This is a genomic window from Marinobacter alkalisoli (assembly GCF_045449855.1).
Taxonomy (GTDB): domain Bacteria; phylum Pseudomonadota; class Gammaproteobacteria; order Pseudomonadales; family Oleiphilaceae; genus Marinobacter.
In genome coordinates this window covers 1-26,243 of sequence record NZ_JBJJLC010000026.1, presented here as the reverse complement: position 1 = coordinate 26,243, position 26,243 = coordinate 1, and the positions used below count along the sequence as shown (strand labels likewise).

Genomic DNA, 26,243 nt, shown 5'->3' with positions numbered 1-26,243 from the left:
TTTTGTTGGAACTTTTGTAGGATATAAAGGATCTTAGCGTGCTCACCAATCCCTGAACACAGGCTTTGAAAAATCAATAACACACTAACGAATAAAAAGGAGTTCTTATGGGTGAAGCCAAACGACGCAAGGAAACCGGTACCCCTCCGCCAAGGAAAGACAATAGTCGCAAACCTCTGATTGTGGGTGCTTCGATCCTGGTGGTTGTGCTCGCCATTATCGGCGTGTTCTTCCTCACCGCCTCACCGGACCCGACATCCGATGAGTTGCCAGTGGCCGCCTCGAACGCCGATGCGTTTCCGGCGGAGCTGGATCGTTACGGCGTTTCCGTGGGTGATGCCGAAGCCCCGGTGGTTGTTCGGGAGTTCGCCGATTACCAGTGTCCGGCCTGTGGTCGGTTCTCCGATGCCAGCCAGCAGCTGAAAGAAGCGTATGTGGAATCCGGGCAGGTGCGGTTTGTCTATTTTGACCTGCCCCTGCAGCAGCATCAGAACGCCATGCCTGCGGCCCAGGCGGCCAGATGCGCAGGTGATCAGAATGCCTACTGGCCCATGCACGACCAGCTGTTTGAGAAGCAGACCGATTGGAGTGGATCGGGCGATCCGGTGGCGACCTTTACCCGCTACGCCAACGACCTGGGTCTGGAAGAACGCCGTTTCCGTCGCTGCATGAACACCGAACTGCACAAGGAAGCCGTGGAGCAGAGCCGACAGGTGGCCATGCAGCTGCGGGTGACCAGCACCCCGACCGTACTGGTCGATAATATCCGCCTGACCCGTCCCGGCTGGGGGCAGTTATCCGCTGTCGTGGAGCGCGAGCTGGCGGACAATAAACAGGATTAACTTGATCGCATCGCTCAGTTGGTTAAAATTTGCGCCCCTCCCGTAACCCTGGTTGTGCGGGAGGCGGATGCAAATACATGCTCCGGATTTACGGTCCGGCCCGCAGGAGAAAAACATGAGCAATGACGTTGTTGTCTGCGCGCTCTACAAGTTCGCAGTACTGAATGATTATAAAACTCTTCGCCAGCCGCTGCTGGACCTGATGCTGGCGAAGAACGTGCACGGCACCCTGTTGCTGGCACGGGAAGGCATCAACGGCACCATCGCCGGCAGCCGCGAAGGTGTTGATGCCATCAAGGGATGGCTGGGCAGCGATGTGCGTTTCGACGGCATTGATTACAAGGAATCCTTCGTGGATATCCAGCCGTTCAAGCGCACCAAGGTGAAGCTCAAGAAAGAGATCGTCACCATGGGGGTCGATGGCATCGATCCCCAGCGCATCGTCGGCACCTACGTGCAGCCGAAAGACTGGAATGATCTGATTTCCGATCCGGACGTAGTTCTGGTGGACACCCGCAACCAGTACGAGGTGGAGATCGGAACGTTCAAAAATGCCGTCAATCCGGCCACTGAAACCTTCCGTGAATTCCCCGAGTATGTGCAGCAGAATCTGGACCCTTCCAGACACAAGAAGGTCGCCATGTTTTGCACCGGTGGTATCCGCTGCGAAAAGTCCACGGCGTTTTTGAAAGAGCAGGGCTTTGAAGAGGTGTACCACCTGCAGGGTGGCATCCTGAAATATCTGGAAGACGTCCCGGAGGAACAAAGCCTCTGGCAGGGCGAGTGTTTTGTCTTCGATGATCGCGTCACCGTCAACCACAAGCTTGAGCGTGGTGAATACGACCAGTGCCATGCCTGCCGGCGGCCGATCACCGAAGAAGACAAGCAGCGCCCGGAGTACGAGCAGGGTGTGAGCTGCCATCAGTGCATTGAGTCACTGACGGAAGAACAGAAAGCACGGTTTGCAGAGCGTGAGCGGCAGATGCGCCTGGCGGAAGAGCGTGGCGAAGCCCATGTGGGCGGCGAGGCGGCCCGTATGATCGCCGAGCGCAAGGCCCGCAAGAAAGCGGAGCGCGAACGTCAGGCCCGCAAGAGTCTGGCGGGGGAGCAGGCCGGGAAATCCGCGAACGCGTAACAAGGAGATTCCATGGGATTGAAAAAGGCGGCGGCCATTACCGCGATTCTGATGTCGCCCCTGGCGACGGCAGATGCGAAAGACTGGGAAGGCGAGGCGGAACTGGGTGTGCTCAAGACCACGGGCAACACCGAGGAAACCAACGTCAACGGCCGTCTTGGCCTGATCCACGAAGTCATCCAATGGCGTAACATCGGTAACTTCCGTTCAGCCTATTCCGAGGCCGAAGACGAGACCACGGCCGAACGCTACCGGGCAGACCTGGAAACCAACTACAAGTTCGACGACCACCAGTACTGGTTCCTGCGCGGAGGTTACGAGGACGATCGTTTCTCCGGATACGACTTCCAGTCGTCCACGACCACCGGTTACGGTAACCGTATCCTGCGTTGGGGTGATGAATCCTTCCTCGACCTGTCAGCGGGTGTTGGTTATCGTTTCAACAAGCTGGAAGAGCCGGACGAAGATGGCAACCGGAATGAAGAAGAGGCGATTGCCCGCCTGGCGGCGCAGTTGGACTTTGCCTTGTCCGAGAACGCCCTGTTTCGTCAGAAACTGAGCTCGGAAATCGGTCTGGACGAGAACAACGTCATCACCGAATCGGAAACGTCGCTGCAGGCAAACGTCGTCGGTAATCTTTCCTTGAAGATCGCTTACCGGGTCAAGCATGTGTCCGATGCCCCGCCCGATTCCGACAGGACCGATACTGAGACCTCTGTGTCACTGCTGTACGGTTTCTGAATACCGGGCACAAAAAAACGGGCCTCGCGGGGCCCGTTTTTTATTGGCGACTATACCTTATTGCGTAACCCCAGCTCATCCGGGTAAGGCGTGAGATAACGCTGGGTGTGAAGGTAATTCACCGGTTCCCGTCGTTGCGCCATGCGCAGCAGTGTCATGGGAACCACCAGTGGGACCTCTCCACGGTGGTAGGCGTCAATCTGCTCCATCAGCACCTTTCGGTCCTCGTCCGCCATCGAATCCCGCAGGTAACCCATCAGGTGTTGCATGGCATTCACATGGGAGCCGCGGCTGACTTTCTGGCTCATGGCTTCCATGAAACCGTGAATGTACCGCTCGGCGAGATCCGGCAGCGGCTCGGATTTCAGATCCCCCAGCATGGGACCCAGCTGGCGGTAGATGCGCTCCGAATGGGCCAGTAACTGAAACTTATGGCGGGTATGGAACTCGATCAGCGCCTGGGGTGAAAGCTTGTCGTCCGCCACGTTCTGCATCCAGTCGTCGTAGGCGAACACCCGCTCGATGAAGTTCTCCCGCAGCATGTCATCGTTCAGCCGGCCCTCTTCCTCCACGGGCATCAGCGGAAAGGCCTTGATCAGCGCCTCGGCAAACATGCCGCGACCATCGCGATGCACCACCCGGCCTTCCCCGTTGTGAACCTTGATGCGTTCCATGCCGCAGCTGGGGGATTTGGCCATCAGGATGTAACCACGAAGATGGGCCAGTGATGGCAGCACCTCATTAATGAACGACTGCATGGCGTCGGTGTGGTCAGCCGTGCCTTTGGTTTCAATCAGGCGCAGCCCCTCCGGGTATTCCCGCAGGTGAATGGCTGGGCGTGGCACGCCCATCCCGGCTTCCAGCTCCGGACAGATGGAACGGAACTCAAAATGCTTCGAAAGTACCTGGGTGCAATAACGGGAATGCTTGTGGCCGCCATCGTGGCGAACCTCCTTGCCCAGCAGACAGGTGCTGATCCCAACTGGTATGCCGCTCACGTGTTGCCTCCCGGTGGTGATTCATCACAGGAAATACGTGATTGCAGTGTAAATCGATCAGAGGGTGCTGTGGAAACGTATTTCTACTCACGACCGGGGCGATGTCGCTTCTTGGCCGTCAGCGCCAGGGTGGTTGCGTAGATATCGTGGACATCCCGGGCAAACTGCTCCACGGAAAAGTCCCCGGCAAAAGCGAGTGCCTGTTCCGCCAGCTCCTGTCTCAGCTCATCGTCCTCCAGCAGGCGCTTCACCTGAGCGCACCACTGGTCCTGTCTCTCCGGGGTTTTGAAGCCGTTGAATCCATCGCGGACCACGTCTTCAATGCCGCTGGAGCGCACCGCGACAACCGGCAGGCCGGCCGCCATGGCTTCCAGGATCACCATGCCCTGGGTTTCGGATTTGGACGCAAACAGAAACGCATCCCCGAGCCGATACCAGGTCGCCATGTCTTCCGGCGGCACGGCGCCCACCAGGGTGACGTGCTGTTCCAGACCAAGATCCCGGATCTTCGCCTGCAAACGGTCGCGCTGATGGCCATCCCCGATCATCAGGAAACGGAACGGCACGTCCGTCTGCTGCCGCAGTGAGTCAATCGCTTCTATCATGAAGTCGATGTTTTTCTCATTGGAGAGCCGGGACACGCTGACAAAAACCTTTTCTTCCCCCAGCCCCAGGGACTGCCGCAGGTTTTCGATATCCTCCGGGCTTACCTGCTGGAACCGTTGATATTCGATGCCGGTCGGCTGCACAAACGTCGGCGTCTTTACCCCGATCATCCGCAGGTATTCTTCCGTGGAGTAGGTGGGAACGATGACCCCATCGCACTTGTTGGCAAATCGCTTGATCAACGCATGGGAAATCAGGTTGCGGAACAGCATGCCGGGCAGGGGCACGAAATGGGCGTAATGCTCCAGCCGCGTATGGTAGGTATAGATGGCCGGAACACTCAGTCGCCGCGCCATGAACAGCCCCAGGGACCCCAGCCAGAACGGGTGGTGCAGGTGGATAATATCCGGACGGAAAGACCGCACCCCCTTGCGGATGCGGGCCAGGAAAATATTTGCCAGCCGGAATTCCCGCTTCTGGCCCATGGCGAGCAATGAGGGCACCCGCAGTACCTGTTCTTCCGCCTCGGGCTGATCCTTGTAGCTGGGCGCTACCACCAGCAACTTGTCGCCCAGGTGCTCCAGGCCGCGCCGCAGCCGCTCGATAGAGAGCGGCACCCCGCCAATAAATGGCAGGTAGTTATTGGTAAACATGGCCACGTTCAGTGACTTTTCCCGCCAGGGCGTCGGGTCCAGATCGTAATCCGGATAGTAGTCCTTGCCGACAAAGATGGCGCCATAGAGCTTGATGGTAATGGCCGCAAAAATCGTGACGATGAGAATGAAGTTGAGGTAGCCGGTGTAGAGCAGCGAATAGATAAAAAACCAGAGGCTTTCCAGGCGCTTGAGAATGGGATGCTGGCCCACCTCCAGTCGCTGGAGAGAGTGGCTGACCTCACCGGACGGACTCACGTCCACCCGCACGAAATGGTAGAAGCTGGTGTCATTGTTGAGAATCAGTCCACCGGCGCCACCGGTGGTGATAAACCGGGTATCTCCCACCTGACGGTCCGAATACAGGGAAAGGTTGGCGGAGAACACAAGGTCGATGTTGTGTTCCTCTATCGTGCGTAGCAGCGCCTCCTGAAATTCATCCGGGGCCAGGTAGTCTTCCTGCTCGTCAAACGGCGCATCGACTTCCGGCTCTACCGGCGGGTGGCCGACGAACAGGATCCTGGTGGCGGACGTGTCCTGGCTCAGCAGGTCGTCCAGCCAGCGCATCTGCCATTGCCAGGAGGTTTTCCCGGTGCTGTCCAGAAAAATCAGCCGGCTGTTGCCCGCCAGGATGCTGTAGAAGTGCGGTCCGAAGTGGTCGTAGAAACGGAAACTGCCAAACTCCTCATACTCATGAGCGCCAAAGGTGAGCAGGTAAGGGATCGCAAGATGGCTGAGGGAACCGTACAGCGCGCGATACTTGTCCTCGCCGCCACCGCTGACGGCGTTGCCCGCCGACACCATGAAGTCGATGCCCGAGCGGTTGAGTTCCGGGATGATCCGGTCTTCAAAGATGCCCACGGAGTTGTTGATATTGCCAACCACAGCGAAACTGAAGGGGGTGTCCTCCTGGACGTCCCGGTGAATCCGTTCCACCTGTTTGGTATGTATGCCGTCAAAGTCTTCCAGGAACAGGTTCAGGTAGGCCTTATAGCCAACCAGCAGGAGCACGATCGCCAGGCAAAGGTAAAACAGCCATTTCAACGGGTTTCGGAAAGTCATCCGGATGTCCTGCGGTTCTTGATCAGCTCCCTCTGGAGAACCACCAGGCCGATCAGCATGCCCAGATAGATGGTCAGCAGGCGCCAGCTCACAATCACCAGAATCAGGTGGTTACCTGACAGAATATCCCGGAAGAAGCTGCCAAAGACACCCTCGGAGATGCCGGATGCACCCGGGGTTGGCGCGAAATACATGATAAACGTGGTCACTACCAGCAGCCCCAGGGACATCAGGTAGTCCACATCATAGCCCAGGCCATGGCTAAGCAGGGCAGGGAAGCTGAACAGGCTGAGGAGGAAGATCGCGGTGAACAGAACCGACAGGCCGATAAACAGGGGGCGGCCACCGAGGTAGTCGCGGAAACTGTGTGAAAACCTGAGCATTTCCCGTCTTGCCTTGAATTGCCAGTGCCGGTGGCGGTCGTCACTGATCAGATGGAAGTGATGGAGTCTCTTCAGAAAATGGCTGAGCGGCCGGATCAGCCAATGGGTACGAAGCAAAAGAACGGTGAAAAAGCTCAGGTAGATGAGCACGAAAATGGCCAGCGTCATACCCACTTTACGAGCAAGAGTCCCGCCATCAAGGGCATCCAGAGTGACCAGGAAAATCGGTGTCAGGGAGAATATGAAAAAGACCGCCAGAACCGTCCGGATGGTGGTGGCAGCGGTTGCCCGCCCGACGGGCACGCCATGGTGATGCAGGTACCAGATCTGTGCGAACCCGCCCCCTGTGGCCATGGGCGTGACGTTGGAAAAGAACAGATTGAGGAACACCAGGCGGAACATTGTCCCCAGGGGCATCTGATGTCCAAGTGCCTTCAGGGTGAAGTACAACCGCAAGCCGTCGGACAGAAAATAGATGAACAGCAGTCCAGCGACAGCGACCAGCATCTGCGCGGACAACAGGTCGGAATCGAAACTGAAGCTGCGTTCGGCAAACAGATCGTAAACGACATACAGGCCGATAGCCGTCAGCGCGATAAACGCCAGGCTGAAGGCCGTCAGTCTTCGCCAGGAGGAGCGTTTCGAGTAGCTGACATCGGTTGCGTCGGTCATCGGGCGTCTGCTCGTTTGCGGCCTAGGAGGCCAGCGCCTGCTGGATCAAGGCTTTCTGGTGTTCGGCAAAGTCATGGATCAGAGACTGTGCCTTGTCAGCATCCCGTGCCAGAACCGCCTGTGGCAGTTGGGTAAAGAACTCGCTGGTTTGGGCCAGGCCCTGGCGGTACCGTTCCGCGCTCAGGTAGTAGGCACGGCTGACCGCTGGCTTGAAGTTCGAGAGCGCTTCGGTGAGGTAGGGGTTCCCTGCCACGTCACAGCAGACTTCCATCACCTCGAAACTGGCTTCCACTATTGCTGTAATATCGGCCGATGGTTCTTTCATCTGCTCAATCACATTCCCGACGACATCCAGCATCCGTGACTTGTCGTCTTCCTTCCACCGTTCACACACCTTGGCTGCCAGCATTAACAACAGGTGCATGTAGACGTCATACAACTCGGAAGCATGGGCCGCATCCAGTCGCGTCGCCGACGCCCCCTTGCGAGGTGTGATCTCAACCAGATGCCAGCGTTCCAGAGTATAAAGCGCTTCTTTCACCGAGGCCCGGCTGACCTTCAGTTCCGTGGCGGTGGTGGCTTCATGAATCCGCTCACCGGGCCGGATCTGGCCAGTCATGATGCGCTCGGCGAGATAGTTGGCTATTTGCTCGGCAAGGGTGTTGGGAACCTGAAAATCCATTGACTAGAGCCTGTTCCTGATGATTTAAAATCATGATTGCCATGGGAAATAACACTTGGATCTTAACCTTAATCACGGGAAGAATCAGTAGTTGGCAATAGGCTAAATTCCGCTTACCTCCTTTCCGCGTAATCGGCGACATTCTGCTCATCTCTCTCATGAACTGCTCCGCAGCCCCCTGTTTCCGCTCCTCTGGAGATTGGCATACAAGCTGCAATCTTCCGGGTACGTCAACGGGAATTGCGTGTCCCGGCGTTATTCAAACAAAAACGAGGTGAGCAATATGCGTAAATTATTTCTGGCACTGGGCGCAACCGCGCTGATTGGAATCTCTCCTGCCCAGGCGGATACGAATCTCTCCATTGCAACAGGTGGCACGGGCGGCACCTACTACCCCCTCGGCGGTGGACTTGCAGAGTTGATCAGCAGCCATGTTGAAGGTTACCGCGCGGTTGCTGAAGTCACGGGGGCGTCGGTTGAGAACATGGGGCTGATCCACCGTGGGGATTCCGACCTGGCCATCGCGCTGGCCGATACAGTGCATCAAGCCTACAACGGCAGCGAACGCTTCAATGGTAATGAGCTGGATGTGCTGGCCATTGCCTCGCTCTACCCCAATGCGGTTCAGATCGTCACGTTAGCCGATTCCGGTATCCAGTCGCTGTCGGATCTGGCTGGCAAGCGTGTGTCTGTCGGCGCGCCTGGCAGTGGTACCGAGCTCAATGCCAAAGCACTGCTGGAATCGAACGGGATGAGCTTCGATGACTTTGAGGTTCGGGGCCTGAACTTTAACGAATCCGCAGACGCCCTGCGTGATGGAGACATCGACGCCGGCTTCTGGAGTGTGGGCCCGCCAACGAGTTCCATTGTCAGTCTTGCCAACACCCGCGACATCGCACTGGTATCCCTCTCCGAGAGCGAAGTCGCCAATGCGCAAGACGCAGTCCCGGTGTTCGCGCCCTACCAGTTGCGTGCGAGTGCCTATGAAGGTGTGAACGCGGCCACCTCCACGATTGGCATTCCGAACGTCCTCACCGTGAATAACGCCATGTCGGATGAACTGGCTTACCAGATCACCAAGCTGTTGTTCGAAAAGGTGGAAGACCTGCGGGCCATTCACCCGGCCGCTGACGACACCACTGTGGAATTCAGCCTTGGGTCCACTCCCATTCCGCTTCATCCGGGCGCCATTCGCTATTACGAGGAAATAGGCGCAACGGTACCGGACAAACTGCGTCAGTAACCGGGAGCTCAGAGCCATTATGTGTCGCCGCATGGCTTCCCGGATCTGTTGTCTGGCTGGAGCACTGCTGTGGGTGTTGATGCCCATGGCAGGCAGCGCCCAGAGCAAGGCTTCCTGGCAACTGGCTGTATTCGATTCCAACCAGACCAGGCTGACCCGGATCGCGCTGCCCGACTCAGGGCGATGGTGCCTGGTCTGGAATCACTCAGTCCAGGGATTCCCGGTCACCGACTGCTTTCAGATCGAGGAGGGCCAGCTGATGTTGGATAGCAGCCACACGCCAGACTTCGCCGCCGGCCTTGGCTACACAAGCGGGCGCGGAACATTGACGTCTGATGACCAGCACGGGTACCGCATCGTCGATATGCAGGTGCCCATACCCAACAACCACCTCTGGCTGCGCGTAGGTGCCATATCGGTGAATCACCGCATTGAGGCGGGTTCCCGGTTGGTGAGTCTCAGTCGTTTGGCGGCAGACACACTCGTGGAGATTCGAGTGATGCCTGCGGTGGATAAAGGAAACGAATTCCAATGAGTCAACAAACAGCCATTTACCTGAAAACCAATGGCGATTGGCAGCCGACTAGAATGAGCGGGCCCTGGCCTCTGCTCTGGCTTATTGCCCTGATCGGTATCGGCTTATCGCTTTTCCAGCTCTACAGTGCGGGTATCCAGCCCCTCGGATTATTCTACCAGCGGGGTATTCACCTGACGCTGGTGATGATGTTGTGTTTCCTGCTGTTCGGGCCGCGCCCCGGTAAGGCTCGAGGAAAGATAGAAGCACTGATCGACACCTGCCTGTTGGGGGCCTCTGCGGCATCCGGCTTTTACCTGGTCTGGTTCCTTGACGAGATTACTGGCAGGGCTGGGTTCTGGAACCAGACCGACATTGTCATGGCCTGGGTATGCACCATCACCTTGCTGGAGGCCAGTCGACGTGCAGTGGGCACTGGCCTCACCGTAATCGGCGTTGTAGCCATCGTTTACGCGATGAGCGGCCAGCGTGGGTCGCTGTCTGAACTGGGGGAATGGTTGCCAGGCATCCTCAGCCATCGCGGTTATTCCCTGGACCGTATCGGCGCCCAGCTGTTTCTGGGGCAGGAGGGCATTTTCGGCTTGCCTCTCGGTGTCGCGGCAACGTTCGTTTTCATCTTTGTGCTGTTCGGCGCCATGCTGGAAGTCACCGGAGCTGGCCGCTTCTTTATCGACCTGGCCTTTGCCGCTACAGGTCGTCAGCGCGGCGGCCCAGCCAAGGCGGCGGTATTGGCGTCGGCCAGTATGGGCTCGATCTCCGGCAGTTCCATAGCGAACGTGGTCACCACTGGCGCGTTTACCATCCCACTGATGAAAAAGCTGGGCTTTCGTCCCGCCCAGGCCGGTGGCATCGAAGCCGCTGCCAGTACCGGTGGTCAGATCATGCCTCCCCTGATGGGCGCCGGGGCCTTCCTGATTGCTGAATACACCCGGGTACCGTACCTGGATATTGTCAAAGTCAGCGTATTTCCCGCCCTGCTTTACTTCGCCACGGTGTACCTGCTTGTCCATATTTGTGCCGTGAAGCAGGGTATGAAAGGCCTACCCGCCAGCGATTTGCCCCAGGTCAAGGATGTAATGGCCACTGGCTGGTATTTCCTGTTGCCGCTCATCCTGTTGGTGTACCTGCTGGTTATGGGTATCTCTCCCATGCGTGTCGGCTTCTATGCCGTGGTCGGAATTATCGGGATTGCCGGGCTGAACGGTCTTTGCGTCGCGTACAGAAAAGGCAGAGCAGAGAATCAGCTTGGCAAAGCCCTCAGGCATGCGCTTCGGGAAGGTGTTGTGAAGCTTTTGCAGGGGCTGGAGCTTGGTGCGCGTAACGCGGTTCCCGTCAGCATCGCCTGCGCTATTGCCGGCATCGTGGTTGCCGTCGTCGGCCTGACCGGGCTGGGCCTGAAGTTCTCCTCAATGATGATCGCGTTTGCCGACGGCAATATCCTGATGGCGCTGTTCCTGGTGGTCATAGCGAGCCTGATCCTCGGGCTGGGGTTGCCGGTTACCGCCAGCTACATCGTGTTGATCGTGCTTGTCGGGCCGGCGTTGACCAATGAGTTCGGTATCCCGCTGTTGGTGGCGCACCTGCTGGTGTTCTGGTACTCCCAGGATTCCAACGTCACTCCGCCTGTGGCGCTGGCAGCCTTTGCGGCGGCCGCAATCGCTGGCAGTAAAACCATGGAGACCAGTGTCCAGGCCTGGAAGTACGCCAAGGGGCTCTACCTCATTCCTCTGTTCATGGTGTTCAACCCCGTAATCATAGAAGGCGGGCCGTTACCCCTGGTTTTGTGGAATGGGTTCATCGCCATACTTGCCCTGGCCGCCTTTGCGGCGGCGCTTGAGGGCTTCCTGTTTACCAGTATGAAGCTGTGGATGCGGATTGCCTTGAGCGGGTCGGTCATAGCGATTTTTTATCCGGACTTTTACGCAGAAGTAGCGGGAGTCGTGACGATGGTGGCGTTGCTGGCACTGAATTATCTGCAACGTCACCAACGCCTGGAGGGGCAGGGCAGCGCCATAGACAACAACGATACAGCCGATGGCAAGGGGGTTTCACACAGTTAAAAAAGTAAACGCTACAGGTATCGCTTCAATACGAATCGCTGAACTAACAATCACTATAAAGCTAAGGATTATTGAAATGAAAAAACAAAAAACACTGGTGACATGTGCTGCGTTTGTTATTTGTGGTTTCTCTGCATCCAATGCCCTTGCCCAGGCAACGGTGTCGAACGTGTCCGCCGATGTCTACGGACAGCTGAACTATGGTGTGCTGGCGGGGGATAGTGGTGACGGCAGTGAACACTTCATCGTCGACAACGACAACAGTGGAAGCCGTATCGGTGCCAAACTGGCAGGCGATCTTGATGAAACCGATCTGACCATTGGTGCCCATGTAGAGCTTGAATATCAGCAGAATCCGTCCAACAGTGTGACACTGGAGCAACGGTCAATCAGTGGTGAATTCAACGAACGCCAGTTAAACGTGTTTGTCTCCGGTGGGTTCGGAAAAGTCTCTCTTGGCCAGGGCGACGGCGCAGCGAACGGGAATATCGAAAGGGATCTTTCAGGAACGCTGGTTATTTCATGGACCAACCCGGCCCTGGTTGGCGGCGGCCTGGAGTTTCTGGACGAATCCGCAAACACCCGTGTAAGCCTTGCCTCCGCCATGAGCGACCAGGATTTTGAGAGTCGGTACAGCCGTCTGAGATACGACCTGCCCGCCCTGGGGAGCCTGCAGCCTTCAATCAGCCAGGGCATCAAGGGCAACGATGATGTGACCGAACTGGGGCTGCGTTTCTCCGGCAATCTCGGCGGCAAGATCATTGGTGCGCTTGGCTACTCGACCAAGGACAGCGGCGGGCAAACCGGGGACTTCACCACATTGGGCGGCTCCCTGTCCTGGCTGCATGACAGCGGTATCAACCTGACCGGTGCCTATTCCACCACCAGCGACGACAACGATGCCAATCCGGACGCGGATTTTTATCTGGGCAAGCTGGGTTACAAGGTTGGCAGGCATGCCTTCGACATCCACTACGCACAAACAGAGGACCGTGTGCAGGAAGGTGACTCGGCCGAGACCGTGGGCGTTGGCTATGTCTTCACGCCCATCAACTGGTTCGAGGCCTACGCAGGCTACAACACCCATTCACTGGATCGCAGCGGTGCCGATTTTGATGATGTCGATACCGTGCTGGTGGGTGGCCGGCTTAAATTCTGATTGCTCAGACGGAAAGAAAGCTGCCAGTCCCGGGGTGATGTGTGATCCCGGGATTGGCATGATCAGGCTGTGGTAATCTGATCAACCAACGACATCAAGAACAATAATTCCATGCCTTCAGGTAATCAGCCTTTGCGTCGCCATTATCCTTACTTTCGGTCCTTGCCGTTCTGGTTGTTTGTCGGGTTATTTTCACTGGTTCTGGCGCTTGTCGTCACCCATCCGTGGCTGATGCGCTATGAGATCAATCAGGCCAAAGTCGACTCGCTGCAACGTCTGGGTGCGTATAAAACCTCGCTGCTGGCCACCATCGACCGTCACCTGTACCTGCCCCGGGTTCTGGCCTCCGATCCACGCATCGTCAGCAGCCTGGGCATTCTTGAGGACGAGAAGGCATCGTCATCAGACGGTGTATCGATATCCCGGTTACTTGAACAGATCAACCGCACGGCCGGGTCAGACGAGATTTTCCTGATGGACGCGGATGGCACAACCCACTATTCCAGCAACTACGCCACGGAAGACAGTTTCGTGGGTATGAATTATGGGTACCGCCCGTACTTTCGCGACGCGTTGGATGGCGTCCCCGGATTCTACTTTGCCGTCGGAGCGACGTCGGGCATTCCAGGGCTGTTTCTGTCGGCTCCGGTCTCTTCTGAGGCCGGGAAGACGCTGGGCGTTATCGTTGTAAAGATAGATCTTCGAAAACTGGAACAGAGCTGGCAGGCATCCGGCGACGCAGTGTGGGTCACAGACAAGAGATCCATTATTTTTCTGGCCTCTTCCGCGAAGTGGCATTACTCCACGCTGGAGCCACTGTCGGACGAGGTGAAGTCTGAACTGGCCCAAACCCGTCAATACGGCAGCGGCCCGATAAACCCCCTGAGGCGGGTGACCGAATGGCAATCGGATGACTGGTCCACGTTTCACCTTGATTCCGCCGGGCCCCAGTTGGTGTTCGGGTCGCCAATTCCGGACTATCCATGGCAAATGCACCACCGGATACCGCTGGCCGAAGTGAAAGCCCAGGTACAGTGGAAGCAGACTCTGATTATCCTGCTCTACGCCGGCCTTGCTGTAGGCAGCCTGTTCTATCGCGAGCGCCGCCGCCGGACCCACGCCCAGAACGCGCTGGCCCGCCTGACGGCCGAGCGTGAATCACACCAGCGCGCCATCATCCAGAATACCGACGTCGGCCTGCTCAACCTGGATGACAACTTCAAGCCCCTGTTCCTGAACGAGCGCGCCCGCAACCTGTTCAAACTGGGCACGGAAGACACCTTCCGTGATCCCTCCGAGCTTATTCAACCATGGCATCCGGAAGAGGCAGGGAATGGCTCCTGGCGGGCCGAGGGTGTAAGTTCTGATGGAAACCGCTTTCCGATTCTGTACACACTGAACCCGATCCGCTCGGGCGAGCACAACGAGTTTATCCTCACGGTTCAGGACGTAACGGAATTGACGGCAGCACAGCAGGCGCTCCAGGAAGCAAACAAAGCGCTGGAGCGCCGGGTTCAGGAACGTACGCGGGACCTGGAAGAGGCCCAGGCCGAGTTGGCGCAGAATCAGAAGCTGGCGGCGTTGGGGCGGATGTCGGCGGCTATTGCCCATGAAATCAACCAGCCGATCACTGCTTTGTCGAATTTCGTTGCCAGCAGCCAGGTGCTGTTGGCACGAAACAAGATCGAATCGGTTAACGAGAATTTCCTCAAGATCGAGGACCTGGTGGCACGCCTCTCGAAGCTTTCCCGCCAGCTGCGGATATTCTCCGGCAAGCGTAATACCGGCAGTGCCTTTGTCTCGCTGCAGGCCCCGGTCAACTATGCCCTGGAGTTATTGGGGCCAAGGCTTGAAAGCGAGCAGGTTGAGTGCCGTCTTGCATTGACACGGGACTATCAGGTGCGGGCCAATGCGATGGTGCTTGAGCAAATCGTCGTTAATTTGCTGACCAACGCCGTGGACGCGCTGGCCGGCCAGGCCGACGCCCGTATCGATATTCGTCTGACCGAGCTGGAAGTTGCTCCCGGGAAGGTCTCCCTGAGTATTGAAGACAACGGGCCCGGAATGACCGACGAACAGTTGGGCCATGTTTTTGAACCTTTTTTCACAACAAAACCGATGGGAAAGGGACTTGGCCTGGGGTTGGCGATCAGCTACAGCCTGGCTTGTGACATAGGCGCGGATTTAACCGTCAGCAGTCGTCCTGGCAAGGGCACGTGTTTCTCTTTGATCCTGCCTATTACCAGTAACGGAAAACGGGAGAGTCATTCATGAAAGACATAACACACGCCGTGGTTATTGATGATGAGCCCACTGTGCTGGAGTCATTGGAGCAAATACTGACGCTGGCGGACATCCAGGTAACCACCTTCAGCGATGCCCGCGATGCGTTACCAACGTTGACCGCCGACTTTCGAGGCGTTGTCGTCAGTGATATTCGAATGCCCGGCATGGACGGCATGAGCCTGCTGCAGGCGGTTGACCCGGGTATTCCGGTGATACTGATCACCGGTCACGGGGGCATCGCCCAGGCCGTCGAGGCCATGAAACTGGGCGCCTACGATTTTATCGAGAAGCCCTACAAGCAGGACCGCCTGGTTGAGCTGATCAAGCGCGCGTGCCAGCAACGGCAGGTCACCCTGGCCACCCAGCCCCAGCATGCAACCGCCAGGGAAGGAGAGTGGCTGGCCTCGGTAATCATTGGTGAATCGGTGCCCACGCAAACCCTCCGGCAGCACGTGCAGGCGCTGGCCAGGGTCAACGCCGATGTGGTTATTTCCGGGGAAACCGGCACCGGCAAGGAGCTGGTGGCGCGAAGCCTTCATGCCCTGAGTATCCGCCGTGACCAGCCGTTTGTGGCCATCAATGTGGGGGCCATACCGGAAAGCCTGCTGGAAAGCGAACTGTTTGGCCACGAAGCGGGTGCGTTTACCGGCGCCCAGAAACGACGTATTGGCTATTTCGAAGCGGCCCACGAGGGCACCCTGTTTCTCGATGAAATCGAAAGCATGCCGATGTCGTTCCAGATCAAGTTACTGAGGGTGTTGCAGGAGCGGGAAGTGGTACGGGTAGGCTCCCATGCGCCCATCCCGATCAATGTCCGGATTATTTCAGCCACCAAGGAAGACCTGCGGGAAGCCGCCAGGGCGGGGCATTTTCGGGAGGACCTGTATTACCGGCTGATGGTTGCAGACATCTATCTGCCAGCCCTGCGGGATCGCATTGACGACGTGCCGGCCCTGTTCGGCCACTTCCTGCGGGAAGCGGGCAGGAACAACCAGTTGGAGGTGCCCGCACTCAACTACGAGGACGTCCTGGCCCTGGAACTGCACCAATGGCCCGGCAACGTCCGCGAGCTCAAGCACACGGCTGAACGTTATCTGCTCACCAGAAGTTTCAATGGCATTTCGGTATCTGACCTGCTTCAACTCGGGCTGAGCAACCGATCAACCGTGTTTTCGGGAGAAGGGTCACTCAGTGACCGCCTGGAACAGGTCGAAAAGGCCCTGATCAGTGCCGAGCTGAGGCACCACCATGGCAACATAAAAATGGTAATGGAGGTGCTGGATCTGCCCCGCCGAACGCTGAACGAGAAGATGCAGAAGTACGGCCTCAAACGGGAAACATTTATTGCCGATAAAGAAGAGAAAGGCCCCAAGGATCAGTGAAGACGTAGGGGAATGCCGAACTCCCTAAAGAGATGGGCCATGCCGCTACATGATCAGCACGCGGTCCAACATCGGGTCCCGGCCGGCTTCCCGGCCACAGCGATCCAGGAACCTCAGGCGAATGTGCGGCGGGATGCCCGTATTTTCGTAGATCTCTCCATCAGACGCCCGGTAGATCTCGTTCGACAGGGTCAGTTCCCAGCCGTTAGGCAGGTTGCGCTCCAGGGTGTCTGAAAGGATGCCCTGGGTGGGCTCGCCCATCAGCGTCACGCGTGGATGTTGCAGTAGCGCAAGCACGAAAATCTCAGCGGCGCTGGCGGTGAGCTCGCTGGTCAGCACGAACAGGTTCCCACGATAGGTCCCGGCGGTGGCAGGTGCCACATGGATCGCCTGCCGGCCGGTGTACCCGTTGCCCTGCCGGGCGGACTTGGTGAAGGCCAGGCGTTTCCGGTCCATCAGGTAGGAGGCGAAGCAGAGCGCCACCCCGTCGTAGCCGCCACCGTTACCCCGTACATCCACCACCAGATTGGGCAGGCGGCCCACCTCTGCCATCACCTGTTGCATCAGGGCGTGGATGGCGGCCAGGTCGTCCGCCGGATAACCGATCCTGCCGCTTTGGCCCGCCATCGCCCGGATGTTGAGGTAACCGGTGTCGTCGCTCAGGCGGCCCCAGTCAACCAGGTGATTGCCGCCCTGGTAGACCTGGCCACCCAGGTAGTCGTTGCGAATCACCTCGCGGAGCCACGCACGCAGTCCGCCCAGGTAGCTGGCGACATCCTCGGTGGTGTCGGCCGCCTCCAGTTCGTCGTCCAGGCGCTTGAAGAGGGCGGGCAGGGGCCCGGAGTTGTACTGGCCCCAGGACGAGTACAGGTGGACGTGGCCGTCCCGCAGCAGGTGAAGCATGGCCACCAGGGTGGCGTAAAGTACCTCCGGGTGACAGCCCGGTGTGATCCTGGGGCGGAAATCCCGATACGCCTGATGCCAGTCCACGCCCTTAAGGTCGAACAGAGCGTATTGCTCCGCAAAAGTGTGCCAGAACACCTCGAAGTTGTACTCCGGATCTTCCGGGTTCCGGCCGCGGGTATCGGCCACGGTTGCCGGCAGAGCCTTGAGGCGGCGAAAACCGATGCGGGTTACCCCTGTTGCCCGGTGGGCGCTGAAGGCCTGTCCGCCGGGTGATACCGTCAGGGTATCGTAACGCTCGCTCAACTCATCGAGCGACCCGGAGAACAGCGGCAGGCAACTGATCGCGGTTTCCTCGAAAAAAGTGAATTGGTCTTCCTCGATCAGCAGCACCTTGCCATAGCCCAGGGATCGCCAAACACCTTGCAGGTGACCGAAATCGGTTGCAGACGGGGACCTCTTGGTTCGGCGGGCGATTTCCATGGCAAGGGTTCCAGAATGCAGGAGGCTAAAAACGACGTCGACTATCAATAGAGGATAGCTCAGTCCTTCAACAGCCGCCGACGGTAGTCCTGCGGGGTGCTGCCGGCCCAGCCGCGGAAGGCGCGGGTGAAGGCGCTCTGCTCGGAATACCCCAGCAGCAGGGCGATCTCCGCCGAGGACAGCCGGGGGTCGGCCAGGTACATGCGGGCCAGTTTGAAGCGGACATCCGCCAGCAGGGCCCGGTAGCGCAGGCCCTGGCTTGCCAGTTGGCGGTAGAACGAACGCAGGGAACACTGCATCCGTTCCGCCAGGGCGGCGGCGGAAGGCTCGCCATCCTGAAGGGCTGCCACGATCTGTTGTTGCAGTTCGTCAAGGAACCGGTCGGGTCTGGGTTGCTGGTCCAGCATGGCCTGGGCCTGCTGGTCGAACAGTCCGCGCAGGTAGGGGTCGCTGGTGGTGATGCGCATTGCCAGCAGGCTGGCGGGCATTTCCAGCGCGTGGCAGGGTGCCTCGAAGCGCACCGGGCAGCCCATCAGCACCTCGTAGATGGACGCTTGTGCGGGCCGCTCGTAGGGGATCTCGATGGCGGTGGGCGAAATGGCCTGGCCGATCAGCGCCTGGTACAGGTTGACGAACGCCGCCACGCCAAATTCGCTGGCCAGGGGTGTGGTGTCTTGTTCGCCTTCTCCCTCATTTTTACCCCAGCAGTAGCGAATTACACTCCCCCGCTGGTGCACCTGCACGTCCAGGTTGCTGACCAGCAGAGTCTGGAACCGCCGGTAGCGCATCAGGGCCTGGCCCAGGCTGCTGCAGGACGCCGCCAGGTAGCCCACCACACCAAAATGCTGGGGTTTGGCGCAGCGGCCGATGCGCAGGCCCAGGGCGGGCACCGGATGCAGGGCCTGCAATCGCTCCAGCAACCCCCAGAACAGCAGGATCGGCATGCGCTGGCTGCTGGAATAGGGCGCCAGCGCGTCCAGCACATCAGGCGCCGTCAGTTCATTTTTCTCGATGTAGTCACGCAGGGTTTCAGCCAGCGCGCAGGATATGTAGACGTCCTTTGACACGATACTTCCCGGATAGCCAAGGTCTTGGCACAAAATGTCAAATGGCATGCCCTTCTGTCAAGACACAAGCACGGCGAGCCATTAGATTTGCCATTGGTCAGCGCTGCCATCCGGTTTTCGGGGCGGTGGGAAATAAGGTCAGGAGAGCAAACATGGCGTATGTCGTAACGGAAACCTGTCTAGGTGATAAATATACCCAATGCGTGGACGTGTGCCCGGTGGACGCCTTCCGCGAGGGCCCGGACATGCTCTACATCGACCCCGAGGTATGCATCGACTGCAATGCCTGCCTGACCGAGTGCCCGGTGCGCGCCATCTACCCGGAATCCGCCGTGCCGGAGGCAATGCAGGGCTATATCGAGCTCAATGCCCTGAAGGCCAGGGAGTATCCGGCCATCACCGAGAGCCATGACAGCGACGATGCCGCGGTGCCCGGCAAGGCTGCGGTTGTCAGCGGTACGGCCCGCCGGCTGGCGGTGATCGGAGCAGGACCCTCGGGCTTCTACGCCGCCGAGGAAATGCTCAAGCAAGTCCCCAACGCCGAGGTGGATATCTTCGAGCGCCTGCCCACGCCCTTCGGCCTGGTGCGCTACGGCGTAGCCCCCGACCACCCGAAGATCAAATCGGTGGTCAGCAGTTTCGAGAAGACCGCGCGCTCGCCCAGGGTGCGCTTCTTCGGCAACGTCGAGATCGGCAAGGACCTGGCCCGGGAGGACCTACTGGCCCAGTACGATGCGGTGCTCTACGCCACCGGTGGCTCGGTCAGCCGTCACCTGGGCCTGCCCGGCGCGGACCTGGCCAACATCCAGGGCGCCTCCACCTTCGTCGGCTGGTACAACGGCCACCCGGATTTCCGCAACCTGGCGGTCGACCTCTCCGGTGAGACCGCCGTTGTGGTGGGCATGGGTAACGTGGCGCTGGACATCGCCCGCATCCTCACCATGCCCATCGAGGAACTGGAGAGCACGGATATCGCCGATTACGCCCTGGAAGCCCTGCGTCACAGCAATGTGCGCGAGGTCTGCCTGGTGGCACGCCGTGGCCCGGTGCAGGCGGCCTTTACCCCCAAGGAGCTGCGCCAGTTGCTGGACACCAACGGCGTCGACATCGAGGTGGCTGCCGACGACCTGGTGCTGGACGCCGCCAGCGAGGCGGAACTGGCCGAGCCGCTGAATACCGAGGCCCGCCACAACATGACGCTGCTGCAGGAGGCCCAGACCCGGCCGAAGAACGGTGGCAAGACCATCCGCTTCATGTTCAAGGTGTCGCCCACGGGCTTTGAGGGCGAGGGCGATCGCGTTATCGTGATGAAAGGCGTGCGCAATAGCTTGCAGGCTAACGGCAGGGGTTCGGTGTCCGCCCAGGCCACCGACGAGCAATTGCACCTGGCGGTGGGCCTGGTGGTGAACGCCACCGGCTACCGCGGCGTGCCGATTGCAGGCGTGGCATTCGATGAAGGCCGAGGCGTGATCGCCAACCAGGGCGGTCGTGTCCACGCCGAGCCGAACGAGATGGCCGGACGGGAGTATGCCGCCGGCTGGATCAAGCGCGGCGCCAGCGGCGTGATCGGCAGCAACAAGCAGTGCGCGGTGGATACCGTGACCCAGCTGGTGGCGGATCTGGCGGCGGGCGAGCAACCGTCCACTGCCGACGTGCGCCAGGATGTGGCAGGCCTGCTGACCGAACGCGACATCCACTATGTGTCCTTCGACGACTGGCTGCTGCTTGATACGCACGAACGCGAGCAGGGTGAGCCCCAGGGCCGGCCCCGGCGCAAGGAAGTCGACGTCGAACGTATGCTGGACATCATTCGCAACCGGCGCACGGAGGCCAAGGCCGATACTGCGGCTAAGGTTACCCCCAAGCCCGCAGCCGCGGACACAGCGGCGACCATTCCGGCCGCAGAGGTCAAGACCCACTTCCGCACCTGCACCCTGTGCGAAGCCATGTGCGGCATCAAGATTGAATACCAGGGTGACAAGATTGTCTCCATCGCCGGTGACCCGGACGACCACCACAGCCGTGGCCACATCTGCCCCAAGGGCTATGCCCTGCAGGATCTGCACAATGATTCGGAGCGCCTGAAGACGCCGATGAAGCGGGTCGGCGACCAGTGGCTGCCGATCTCCTGGGACGATGCCCTGGAGGAGGTGGCCAGCCGCCTGGTGGATACCCAGTCCGAGCATGGCAATGACGCGGTGGCGGCCTACTGGGGCAACCCCACCTCACACAACATGGGCATCATGCTGACCATGGGCCGGTTCCGTAAGGCCCTGAGCACCCGCAACCTGTTCTCCGCCTCCACCCTGGATCAGATGCCTCACCAGTTGGTGTCTTACCTGATGTACGGCCACAGCCAGCTGTTCACCATTCCGGACATCGACCGCACCGACTACATGCTGATGCTGGGGGCCAACCCGGCCGCCTCCAACGGTAGTCTGATGTCCGCGGGGGACGTACTAGGTCGCCTGGAAGCCATCACCGGTCGTGGCGGCAAGATCGTGCTGATCGATCCCCGACGCACCGAAACCGCGCTGTACGTCAGCGAGCACCAGTTCATCAAACCCGGCACCGACGCCCTGTTCCTGCTGGGCCTGTTGCAGGTGATCATCGAGCGCCGGCTGGGCAATCCGGGCCGGTTACTGGAGCTGTCCAGGGGCTGGGACGAACTCGCGGTACTGCTCAACCGCATGCCGCTGGCGCGGATTGCCGAGCAAACCGGTATCGCCGAAGCGGACATCGAACGCATCGCCGTCGAGTACGCCAGCGCGGACAAGGCGGTGTGTTATGGCCGCATGGGGATATCCACCCAGGAGTTCGGCGCCCTCAACCACTGGTTGATCAGTCTGCTCAATATCCTTACCGGCAATTTCGACCGTGAAGGCGGCATGATGTTCACCACCCCGGCGGTGGACCTGCTGAAGATTTCCGGGCGTGGCGGCTTCGACCGCTACCGCAGCCGGGTGCGTGGCCTGCCGGAATTCGGCCGCGAATTCCCCGCGCCGGTGATGGCTGAGGAAATGCTGGAGCCCGGCAAGGGCCAGATACGGGCATTCGTCACCGTGGCCGGCAATCCGGTGCTGACCTCCCCCAACGGCCGGCAGTTGGAACAGGCGCTGGAGCAGCTGGACTTCATGGTGTCGGTGGATTTCTACCTCAATGAGACCACCCGTCACGCCGACATCATCCTGCCGCCCACCGGGCCGCTGGAGCACGCGCAGTACGACCTGATCTTCAACCTGTTCGCGGTGCGCAACACCGCCAAGTACGCCGAACCCCTGTTCGCGCACCCGGAAGGTACCCGCTCCGACTGGGACATCTTCACCGACCTGTGCAAGCGGATCGAGCGCCGTAAGATGGCGACCAAGCCCCTGAAACAGCGGCTCAGGTACCGCCTCAACGATCGCCTGGGTGACATGCTCACGCCCCAGCGCATCCTCGACCAGTCTTTGCGCAAGGGTGCCTACGGCGACGGCGGCAAGTTGCTGACCAGGCTCAACCCCTTTGCCCGCAAGGGGCTCACCCTGGCCAGGCTCAAGGCCCAACCTCACGGCATGGACCTGGGGCCGCTGAAGCCGACGCTGCCGGGCCGCCTGTTCACCAAAGACAAGAAGATCGACCTGGCGCCACCGGTGTTGATGGGCGACCTGGACCGCCTGTGCAAGCGCTTTGGCGATGCGACCAGCAAGCCCGGCCTGCTGTTGATCGGCCGCCGCGACCTGCGCACCAACAACTCCTGGATGCACAACAGCTACCGGCTGGTGAAGGGCAAGGACCGCTGCGCGCTGTTCCTGCACCCGGACGATGCCGCCGCCCATGGCTTGGGCAACCGGGACCAGGCGCGCCTGGTGTCGCGCAAGGGTGAGTTGGTGGTGACCGTCAAGGTGACCGACGACATCATGCCCGGGGTGGTCAGCTTGCCCCACGGCTGGGGCCATCACCGCCCCGGCATGCGCATCAGCACCGCCCAGGCCAGCCCGGGCATCAGCATCAACGACATCACCGATGAGCAGTTTGTGGACGAACTGTCAGGCAACGCGGTGTTGAATGGGGTGCCGGTGATGCTAGTTCCCTATGGGGAGGAACAGGATTACGCTGGGCTTGGAGCAGGCATCTAAAACATGGACCAAGCCGGTCCGTGATTGGAAGCCTGCCCTGAACGCTTTATCATCGGGTTCAGTGACCGCCTGAACGGCGACCTGTTTAATGTCTGAATCCTGAACGCATAAAAGGGAGCACCCCATGCCCAAGCACTTCGAACAAGCCCCAGGTCTGCACGAAGCACCCGTGCCCGAAACCGAAGGCTACGTGTTCAACCAGACCATGATGCGCATCAAAGACCCCCAGCGCTCAATGGACTTTTATACCCGCGTCATGGGCATGCGCCTGGTTCGGAAGCTCGATTTCCCGGAAATGAAATTCACCCTGTATTTCCTGGCCTACCTGGACGACCGCCAGGCCAACACCGTGCCCACGGACGACGCCCACAGAACCACCTTTATCTTCGGCCGCGAAGCCATGCTCGAGCTGACCCATAACTGGGGCACCGAAGATGACCAGGACTTTGGCTACCACAATGGCAACGACGAGCCCCAGGGCTTTGGCCACATCGGTGTCGCGGTGCCGGATGTCTACGCTGCTTGCGATCGCTTGGAGCAGCTTGATGTGGAGTTTGTGAAAAAGCCGGACGACGGCAAGATGAAGGGCCTGGCGTTTATCAAGGACCCGGACGGCTACTGGATCGAAATCCTGCAACCGAACATGCTGGAGAAACAGCGTAAGGAAAGCTGATCAGTCAGCGTTGGCGGTGCCGGGAGCCTTCCCGGCGTTGCTCCTGGAAGCCACGATCACCGCAGTGGTAAGAATCAGCGCCCCCGCGATACCGATCACCCCGAGTACCTCCCCGAGAATCAACCACGCCAGCAGCGCCACAAACAGCGGCTCCAGCGTCACGATGATGCTGGACAGGGTCGCCGGTGTGGTTTTCATGCCGGAAAAGAAACAGACGTAGCCGATACAGGTTGGCACCACGCCGATGTACGCCACCATCAGCCAGTGCCTGGGCTCCAGAGTGGCCAGCCCGGTAAAGCCGCCCGTCAGTGCTACCACGGGCAACAGAATCAACGCAGCGGTCAGGAAACAGATAAACGCAGTGGTAAACACCGGCGTGCCGGCGGAGTTGTAGCGGCTGGTGAGGGTGAAACCGGTGTACACCACAGCGGCCAGCAGGGCCATCAGGATGCCGGCCAGGCGCAGCTGGCCCGTGGTGTCCATATCGCTGATCACCAACATGCCGGTACCCATGATCGCCGCGATCAGCGCCAGCACCGTCACCAGCCCCGGGCGCTCGCCCAGCAGTGGTGCTGCCATAATGGCCACCAGCACCGGTGGCAGACACAAAGCAATCAGCGTGGCAATGCCAGCCCCGGTCAGATCAACCGCCAGCAGGTAACTGCCCTGGTAGAACGCCTGGAATAAACCCAGCGCCGCCAGAGGAATCAGGGCTTTCATGGTCAGGTTACGGAGTGAAATAGCCGATGTCGTGCCCGCCAGTTCCCGCTGTTCACGGCGCATCAAAGCATAGAAAAGCGGCAGCGCGACCACCAAACGCAGGAACCCCAGGGTAATGGCCTGCAGCTCCGTTCCGTTAAACAGAAATTTCGCCACAATGCTGGTTGTCGCCCATAACAAGGCCGCCAGGGCGATCAGTATTGCACCATGAATCATCGGGTAACCACCACGCGCGCTCCCACACTCCGTTGTCAGCAGGGCGAGAGGTTAACAGTGCGTTGGCGGCGATGCCAGAAAGGAGGGGCGGAACCTGGTTGGCTCCGCCCGGACAGCGTTACTTGACGGTGAGGCTGTCAGCGTTCTTCTCGACGGTGACTTCACCAATGCCTTTGACGTTAACCAGATCATCGGCCGTCTGGAAAGGGCCGTTGGCTTCGCGGTAGGCGACGATGGCTTCTGCCTTGCTTTGACCAATGCCATTGAGGTTGGCCAGGGTTTCGATGTCTGCCGTGTTGATGTTGATTGCCGTGGGTTCGGCGTGGGCGAAGCCTGTGATCAGGCTGAACAGCAGTACCAGTGTGGCAATCATCGGGGTGCGTTTCATGGATTTGAACTCCTGAGTCTGAATACTATCGTTATGGTTAGGTGCCAGAACGCAGCCAGCAGAGAAGTTCGTTTGGTGGACGATTGTTGCAGGTGAGCAAAAACTGGAAGGTATAATAAGTGCACGGAACAGGACCACATTCCATGTGGCCCCCAATCCGTGTCTGACCCCCGCCTGATCCTTCAGGCTGCACACTTCCTGTGTGCTTCATCCCTGGTGGTCGTCCCTGTATGCCCGTCTCCCTGGGCAACTCCTGATCCGTGGAGTTATCATCCCTGTACCAACTTCCCTGCTGGCTTGTCATCCCTGACAGTTGTCATTCTACAGGGGATGGGGTTTGTACAAACCGGAGATTCGCTCCCGCTCCTGTGCGATATTTCTTACAGATTTGTAAGCTCATGGAGCGGGGCTGAAAATGAACCGGAGTTCAGTATTTACGCGCCTTCCGGGGCAATTTTTTGCCCGCCCCGATGGACTTCTGCTGCCTCCCGGATTCGCTCCATGGTGATTTCGCGAACGGCCTTTTGGGAGGTGCGAATGTGCTGGGTCAGTTTGTCCGCGGCGACGGTGGCGTCGCCCGCGCGAATGGCCGCTAGAATCTCTGAGTGTTCTTCGTAGGTTGCATCCACCCGATCGTCCCGGGTGAAATCCAGCCGGCGGATGATTCTTAGCCGGTCGGTGATCTCCCGATGAATACGGGTCATTTCCCGGTTGCCGGCGGCAGCGACCAGATCGCAGTGAAAACTCTCGTCCAATGCCCGAACGGTGCTGCCGACAGCACGCTCTGAGGGATGATCCGGGTTCCAGATAGCTGTCAGTGTCCGCACTGCCTGCGGTTGTTCGTCCAGAGCACAGATCTTATGCATGGCGGCCCGTTCCAGCGTAATCCTCAGGTCATACAGTTCTTCGACCTGCTGAAAATCAAACGGCTTTACCTGCCAGCCGCTACGAAACAGGACTTCGACATAACCTTCCCGCTGCAATCGATACAGTGCTTCACGTACGGGCGTTCGGCTGGCGCTCAGTCTGGTTCCTACATCGCCTTCGCTGAATTTGTCTCCGGGGATCAATCGAAACTCAAAGATGTCATCCTTCAGGGCTTCGTATACCCGGTCGGCCATGCTTTCTTTGCGTTTCACTGCGGGTTTCCTGGTCATGACGGTGCTCTTCTGATGACTGTCTTACTGAGCTTTGGGGGTGGCGGCGGAGGGGGGAGTCTTTTTTAAAAACGTCGCT

20 protein-coding genes and 1 pseudogene are annotated in these 26,243 nt (G+C 59.2%); 12 read left to right on the top strand and 9 right to left on the bottom strand.

The genetic code is table 11. The annotated features are described in order from the left end of the window. Positions 1–107 precede the first annotated feature (107 nt). From ACJO5Y_RS11610 to ACJO5Y_RS11600, 3 genes are all read left to right on the top strand, one after another. On the top strand, positions 108–842 hold the full coding sequence (locus ACJO5Y_RS11610) for a DsbA family protein (RefSeq protein WP_406987351.1): 735 nt from the start codon (positions 108–110) through the stop codon (positions 840–842). Positions 843–957: 115 nt separating this feature from the next. Then, on the top strand, positions 958–1,977 hold the full coding sequence (gene trhO / locus ACJO5Y_RS11605) for an oxygen-dependent tRNA uridine(34) hydroxylase TrhO (protein ID WP_406987349.1): 1,020 nt from the start codon (positions 958–960) through the stop codon (positions 1,975–1,977). 12 nt (positions 1,978–1,989) lie between these two features. Then, entirely contained in the window at positions 1,990–2,718 is a 729-nt protein-coding gene (locus ACJO5Y_RS11600) for a DUF481 domain-containing protein (RefSeq protein ID WP_406987348.1), read from the top strand. 50 nt (positions 2,719–2,768) lie between these two features. On the opposite strand, the gene ACJO5Y_RS11595 is transcribed toward ACJO5Y_RS11600, so the two are convergent. The 4 genes from ACJO5Y_RS11595 to ACJO5Y_RS11580 all read right to left on the bottom strand — a co-directional run bounded on the left by ACJO5Y_RS11595 (position 2,769) and on the right by ACJO5Y_RS11580 (position 7,774). Next, a complete protein-coding gene (locus ACJO5Y_RS11595) occupies positions 2,769–3,716 on the bottom strand; it encodes a YbgA family protein (protein ID WP_406987347.1) in 948 nt (315 codons plus the stop codon). 83 nt (positions 3,717–3,799) lie between these two features. After that, a complete protein-coding gene (locus ACJO5Y_RS11590) occupies positions 3,800–6,037 on the bottom strand; it encodes a glycosyltransferase (protein ID WP_406987346.1) in 2,238 nt (745 codons plus the stop codon). Next, positions 6,034–7,092, bottom strand: coding sequence for a lysylphosphatidylglycerol synthase transmembrane domain-containing protein (locus ACJO5Y_RS11585; RefSeq protein WP_406987345.1), 1,059 nt, complete (start codon positions 7,090–7,092; stop codon positions 6,034–6,036). Before ACJO5Y_RS11585 ends, ACJO5Y_RS11590 begins: the two co-directional genes overlap by 4 nt. 22 nt (positions 7,093–7,114) lie before the next feature. Continuing rightward, positions 7,115–7,774 (bottom strand): GntR family transcriptional regulator, encoded by a 660-nt coding sequence (locus ACJO5Y_RS11580; protein WP_406987344.1) that lies wholly within the window; start codon positions 7,772–7,774, stop codon positions 7,115–7,117. Between the two features lie 283 nt (positions 7,775–8,057). Here ACJO5Y_RS11580 and ACJO5Y_RS11575 point away from each other — a divergent pair, with 283 nt between their 5' ends. The 6 genes from ACJO5Y_RS11575 (at position 8,058) to ACJO5Y_RS11550 (ending at position 16,439) form a co-directional block, all read left to right on the top strand. Next, on the top strand, positions 8,058–9,017 hold the full coding sequence (locus tag ACJO5Y_RS11575; RefSeq protein WP_406987343.1) for a TAXI family TRAP transporter solute-binding subunit: 960 nt from the start codon (positions 8,058–8,060) through the stop codon (positions 9,015–9,017). Between the two features lie 31 nt (positions 9,018–9,048). After that, the gene (locus tag ACJO5Y_RS11570; protein WP_406987342.1) at positions 9,049–9,552 is read left to right on the top strand and encodes a DUF1850 domain-containing protein; all 504 of its coding nucleotides are present in this window, start codon (positions 9,049–9,051) and stop codon (positions 9,550–9,552) included. Next, complete coding sequence (locus ACJO5Y_RS11565) at positions 9,549–11,612, top strand: TRAP transporter permease (RefSeq protein ID WP_406987340.1); 2,064 nt, start codon at positions 9,549–9,551, stop codon at positions 11,610–11,612. Before ACJO5Y_RS11570 ends, ACJO5Y_RS11565 begins: the two co-directional genes overlap by 4 nt. A gap of 76 nt (positions 11,613–11,688) precedes the next feature. Further along, positions 11,689–12,771, top strand: coding sequence for a porin (locus ACJO5Y_RS11560; protein ID WP_406987338.1), 1,083 nt, complete (start codon positions 11,689–11,691; stop codon positions 12,769–12,771). 111 nt (positions 12,772–12,882) lie between these two features. Beyond that, complete coding sequence (locus ACJO5Y_RS11555) at positions 12,883–15,045, top strand: sensor histidine kinase (protein ID WP_406987336.1); 2,163 nt, start codon at positions 12,883–12,885, stop codon at positions 15,043–15,045. Next, the gene (locus ACJO5Y_RS11550) at positions 15,042–16,439 is read left to right on the top strand and encodes a sigma-54-dependent transcriptional regulator (protein ID WP_406987334.1); all 1,398 of its coding nucleotides are present in this window, start codon (positions 15,042–15,044) and stop codon (positions 16,437–16,439) included. The genes ACJO5Y_RS11555 and ACJO5Y_RS11550 overlap by 4 nt, the downstream gene beginning before the upstream one ends. 45 nt (positions 16,440–16,484) lie before the next feature. Here the strand turns inward: ACJO5Y_RS11550 and ACJO5Y_RS11545 are convergent, their stop codons facing one another. Together ACJO5Y_RS11545 and ACJO5Y_RS11540 are read right to left on the bottom strand one after the other, a co-directional pair. Then, the gene (locus tag ACJO5Y_RS11545) at positions 16,485–17,825 is read right to left on the bottom strand and encodes a S41 family peptidase (RefSeq protein WP_406987332.1); all 1,341 of its coding nucleotides are present in this window, start codon (positions 17,823–17,825) and stop codon (positions 16,485–16,487) included. A 59-nt stretch (positions 17,826–17,884) separates the two neighbouring features. Then, positions 17,885–18,892, bottom strand: coding sequence for an AraC family transcriptional regulator (locus ACJO5Y_RS11540; protein ID WP_406987331.1), 1,008 nt, complete (start codon positions 18,890–18,892; stop codon positions 17,885–17,887). Between the two features lie 41 nt (positions 18,893–18,933). On the opposite strand from ACJO5Y_RS11540, the pseudogene ACJO5Y_RS11535 reads away from it, so the two are divergent. The 3 genes and pseudogenes from ACJO5Y_RS11535 to gloA form a co-directional block, all read left to right on the top strand. Further along, a pseudogene (locus tag ACJO5Y_RS11535) lies at positions 18,934–19,977 on the top strand (4Fe-4S binding protein); the annotation flags it as partial. 807 nt (positions 19,978–20,784) lie between these two features. Continuing rightward, positions 20,785–23,010: a molybdopterin oxidoreductase family protein gene (locus tag ACJO5Y_RS11530; protein ID WP_406987373.1), complete on the top strand. Its 2,226-nt coding sequence runs from the start codon at positions 20,785–20,787 to the stop codon at positions 23,008–23,010. 124 nt (positions 23,011–23,134) lie between these two features. Beyond that, entirely contained in the window at positions 23,135–23,683 is a 549-nt protein-coding gene (gene gloA, locus ACJO5Y_RS11525; protein WP_406987330.1) for a lactoylglutathione lyase, read from the top strand. Here gloA and ACJO5Y_RS11520 read toward each other — a convergent pair whose 3' ends face one another. The 3 genes from ACJO5Y_RS11520 to ACJO5Y_RS11510 form a co-directional block, all read right to left on the bottom strand. Further along, positions 23,684–24,619 carry a DMT family transporter gene (locus ACJO5Y_RS11520; protein ID WP_406987329.1) on the bottom strand — a complete coding sequence of 312 codons (936 nt, stop codon included), beginning with the start codon at positions 24,617–24,619 and terminating at the stop codon, positions 23,684–23,686. Between the two features lie 118 nt (positions 24,620–24,737). Next, positions 24,738–25,007: a ComEA family DNA-binding protein gene (locus ACJO5Y_RS11515; RefSeq protein WP_406987328.1), complete on the bottom strand. Its 270-nt coding sequence runs from the start codon at positions 25,005–25,007 to the stop codon at positions 24,738–24,740. Positions 25,008–25,441: 434 nt separating this feature from the next. Further along, the gene (locus ACJO5Y_RS11510) at positions 25,442–26,164 is read right to left on the bottom strand and encodes a GntR family transcriptional regulator (RefSeq protein WP_406987326.1); all 723 of its coding nucleotides are present in this window, start codon (positions 26,162–26,164) and stop codon (positions 25,442–25,444) included. Between the last annotated feature and the right edge of the window lie 79 nt (positions 26,165–26,243).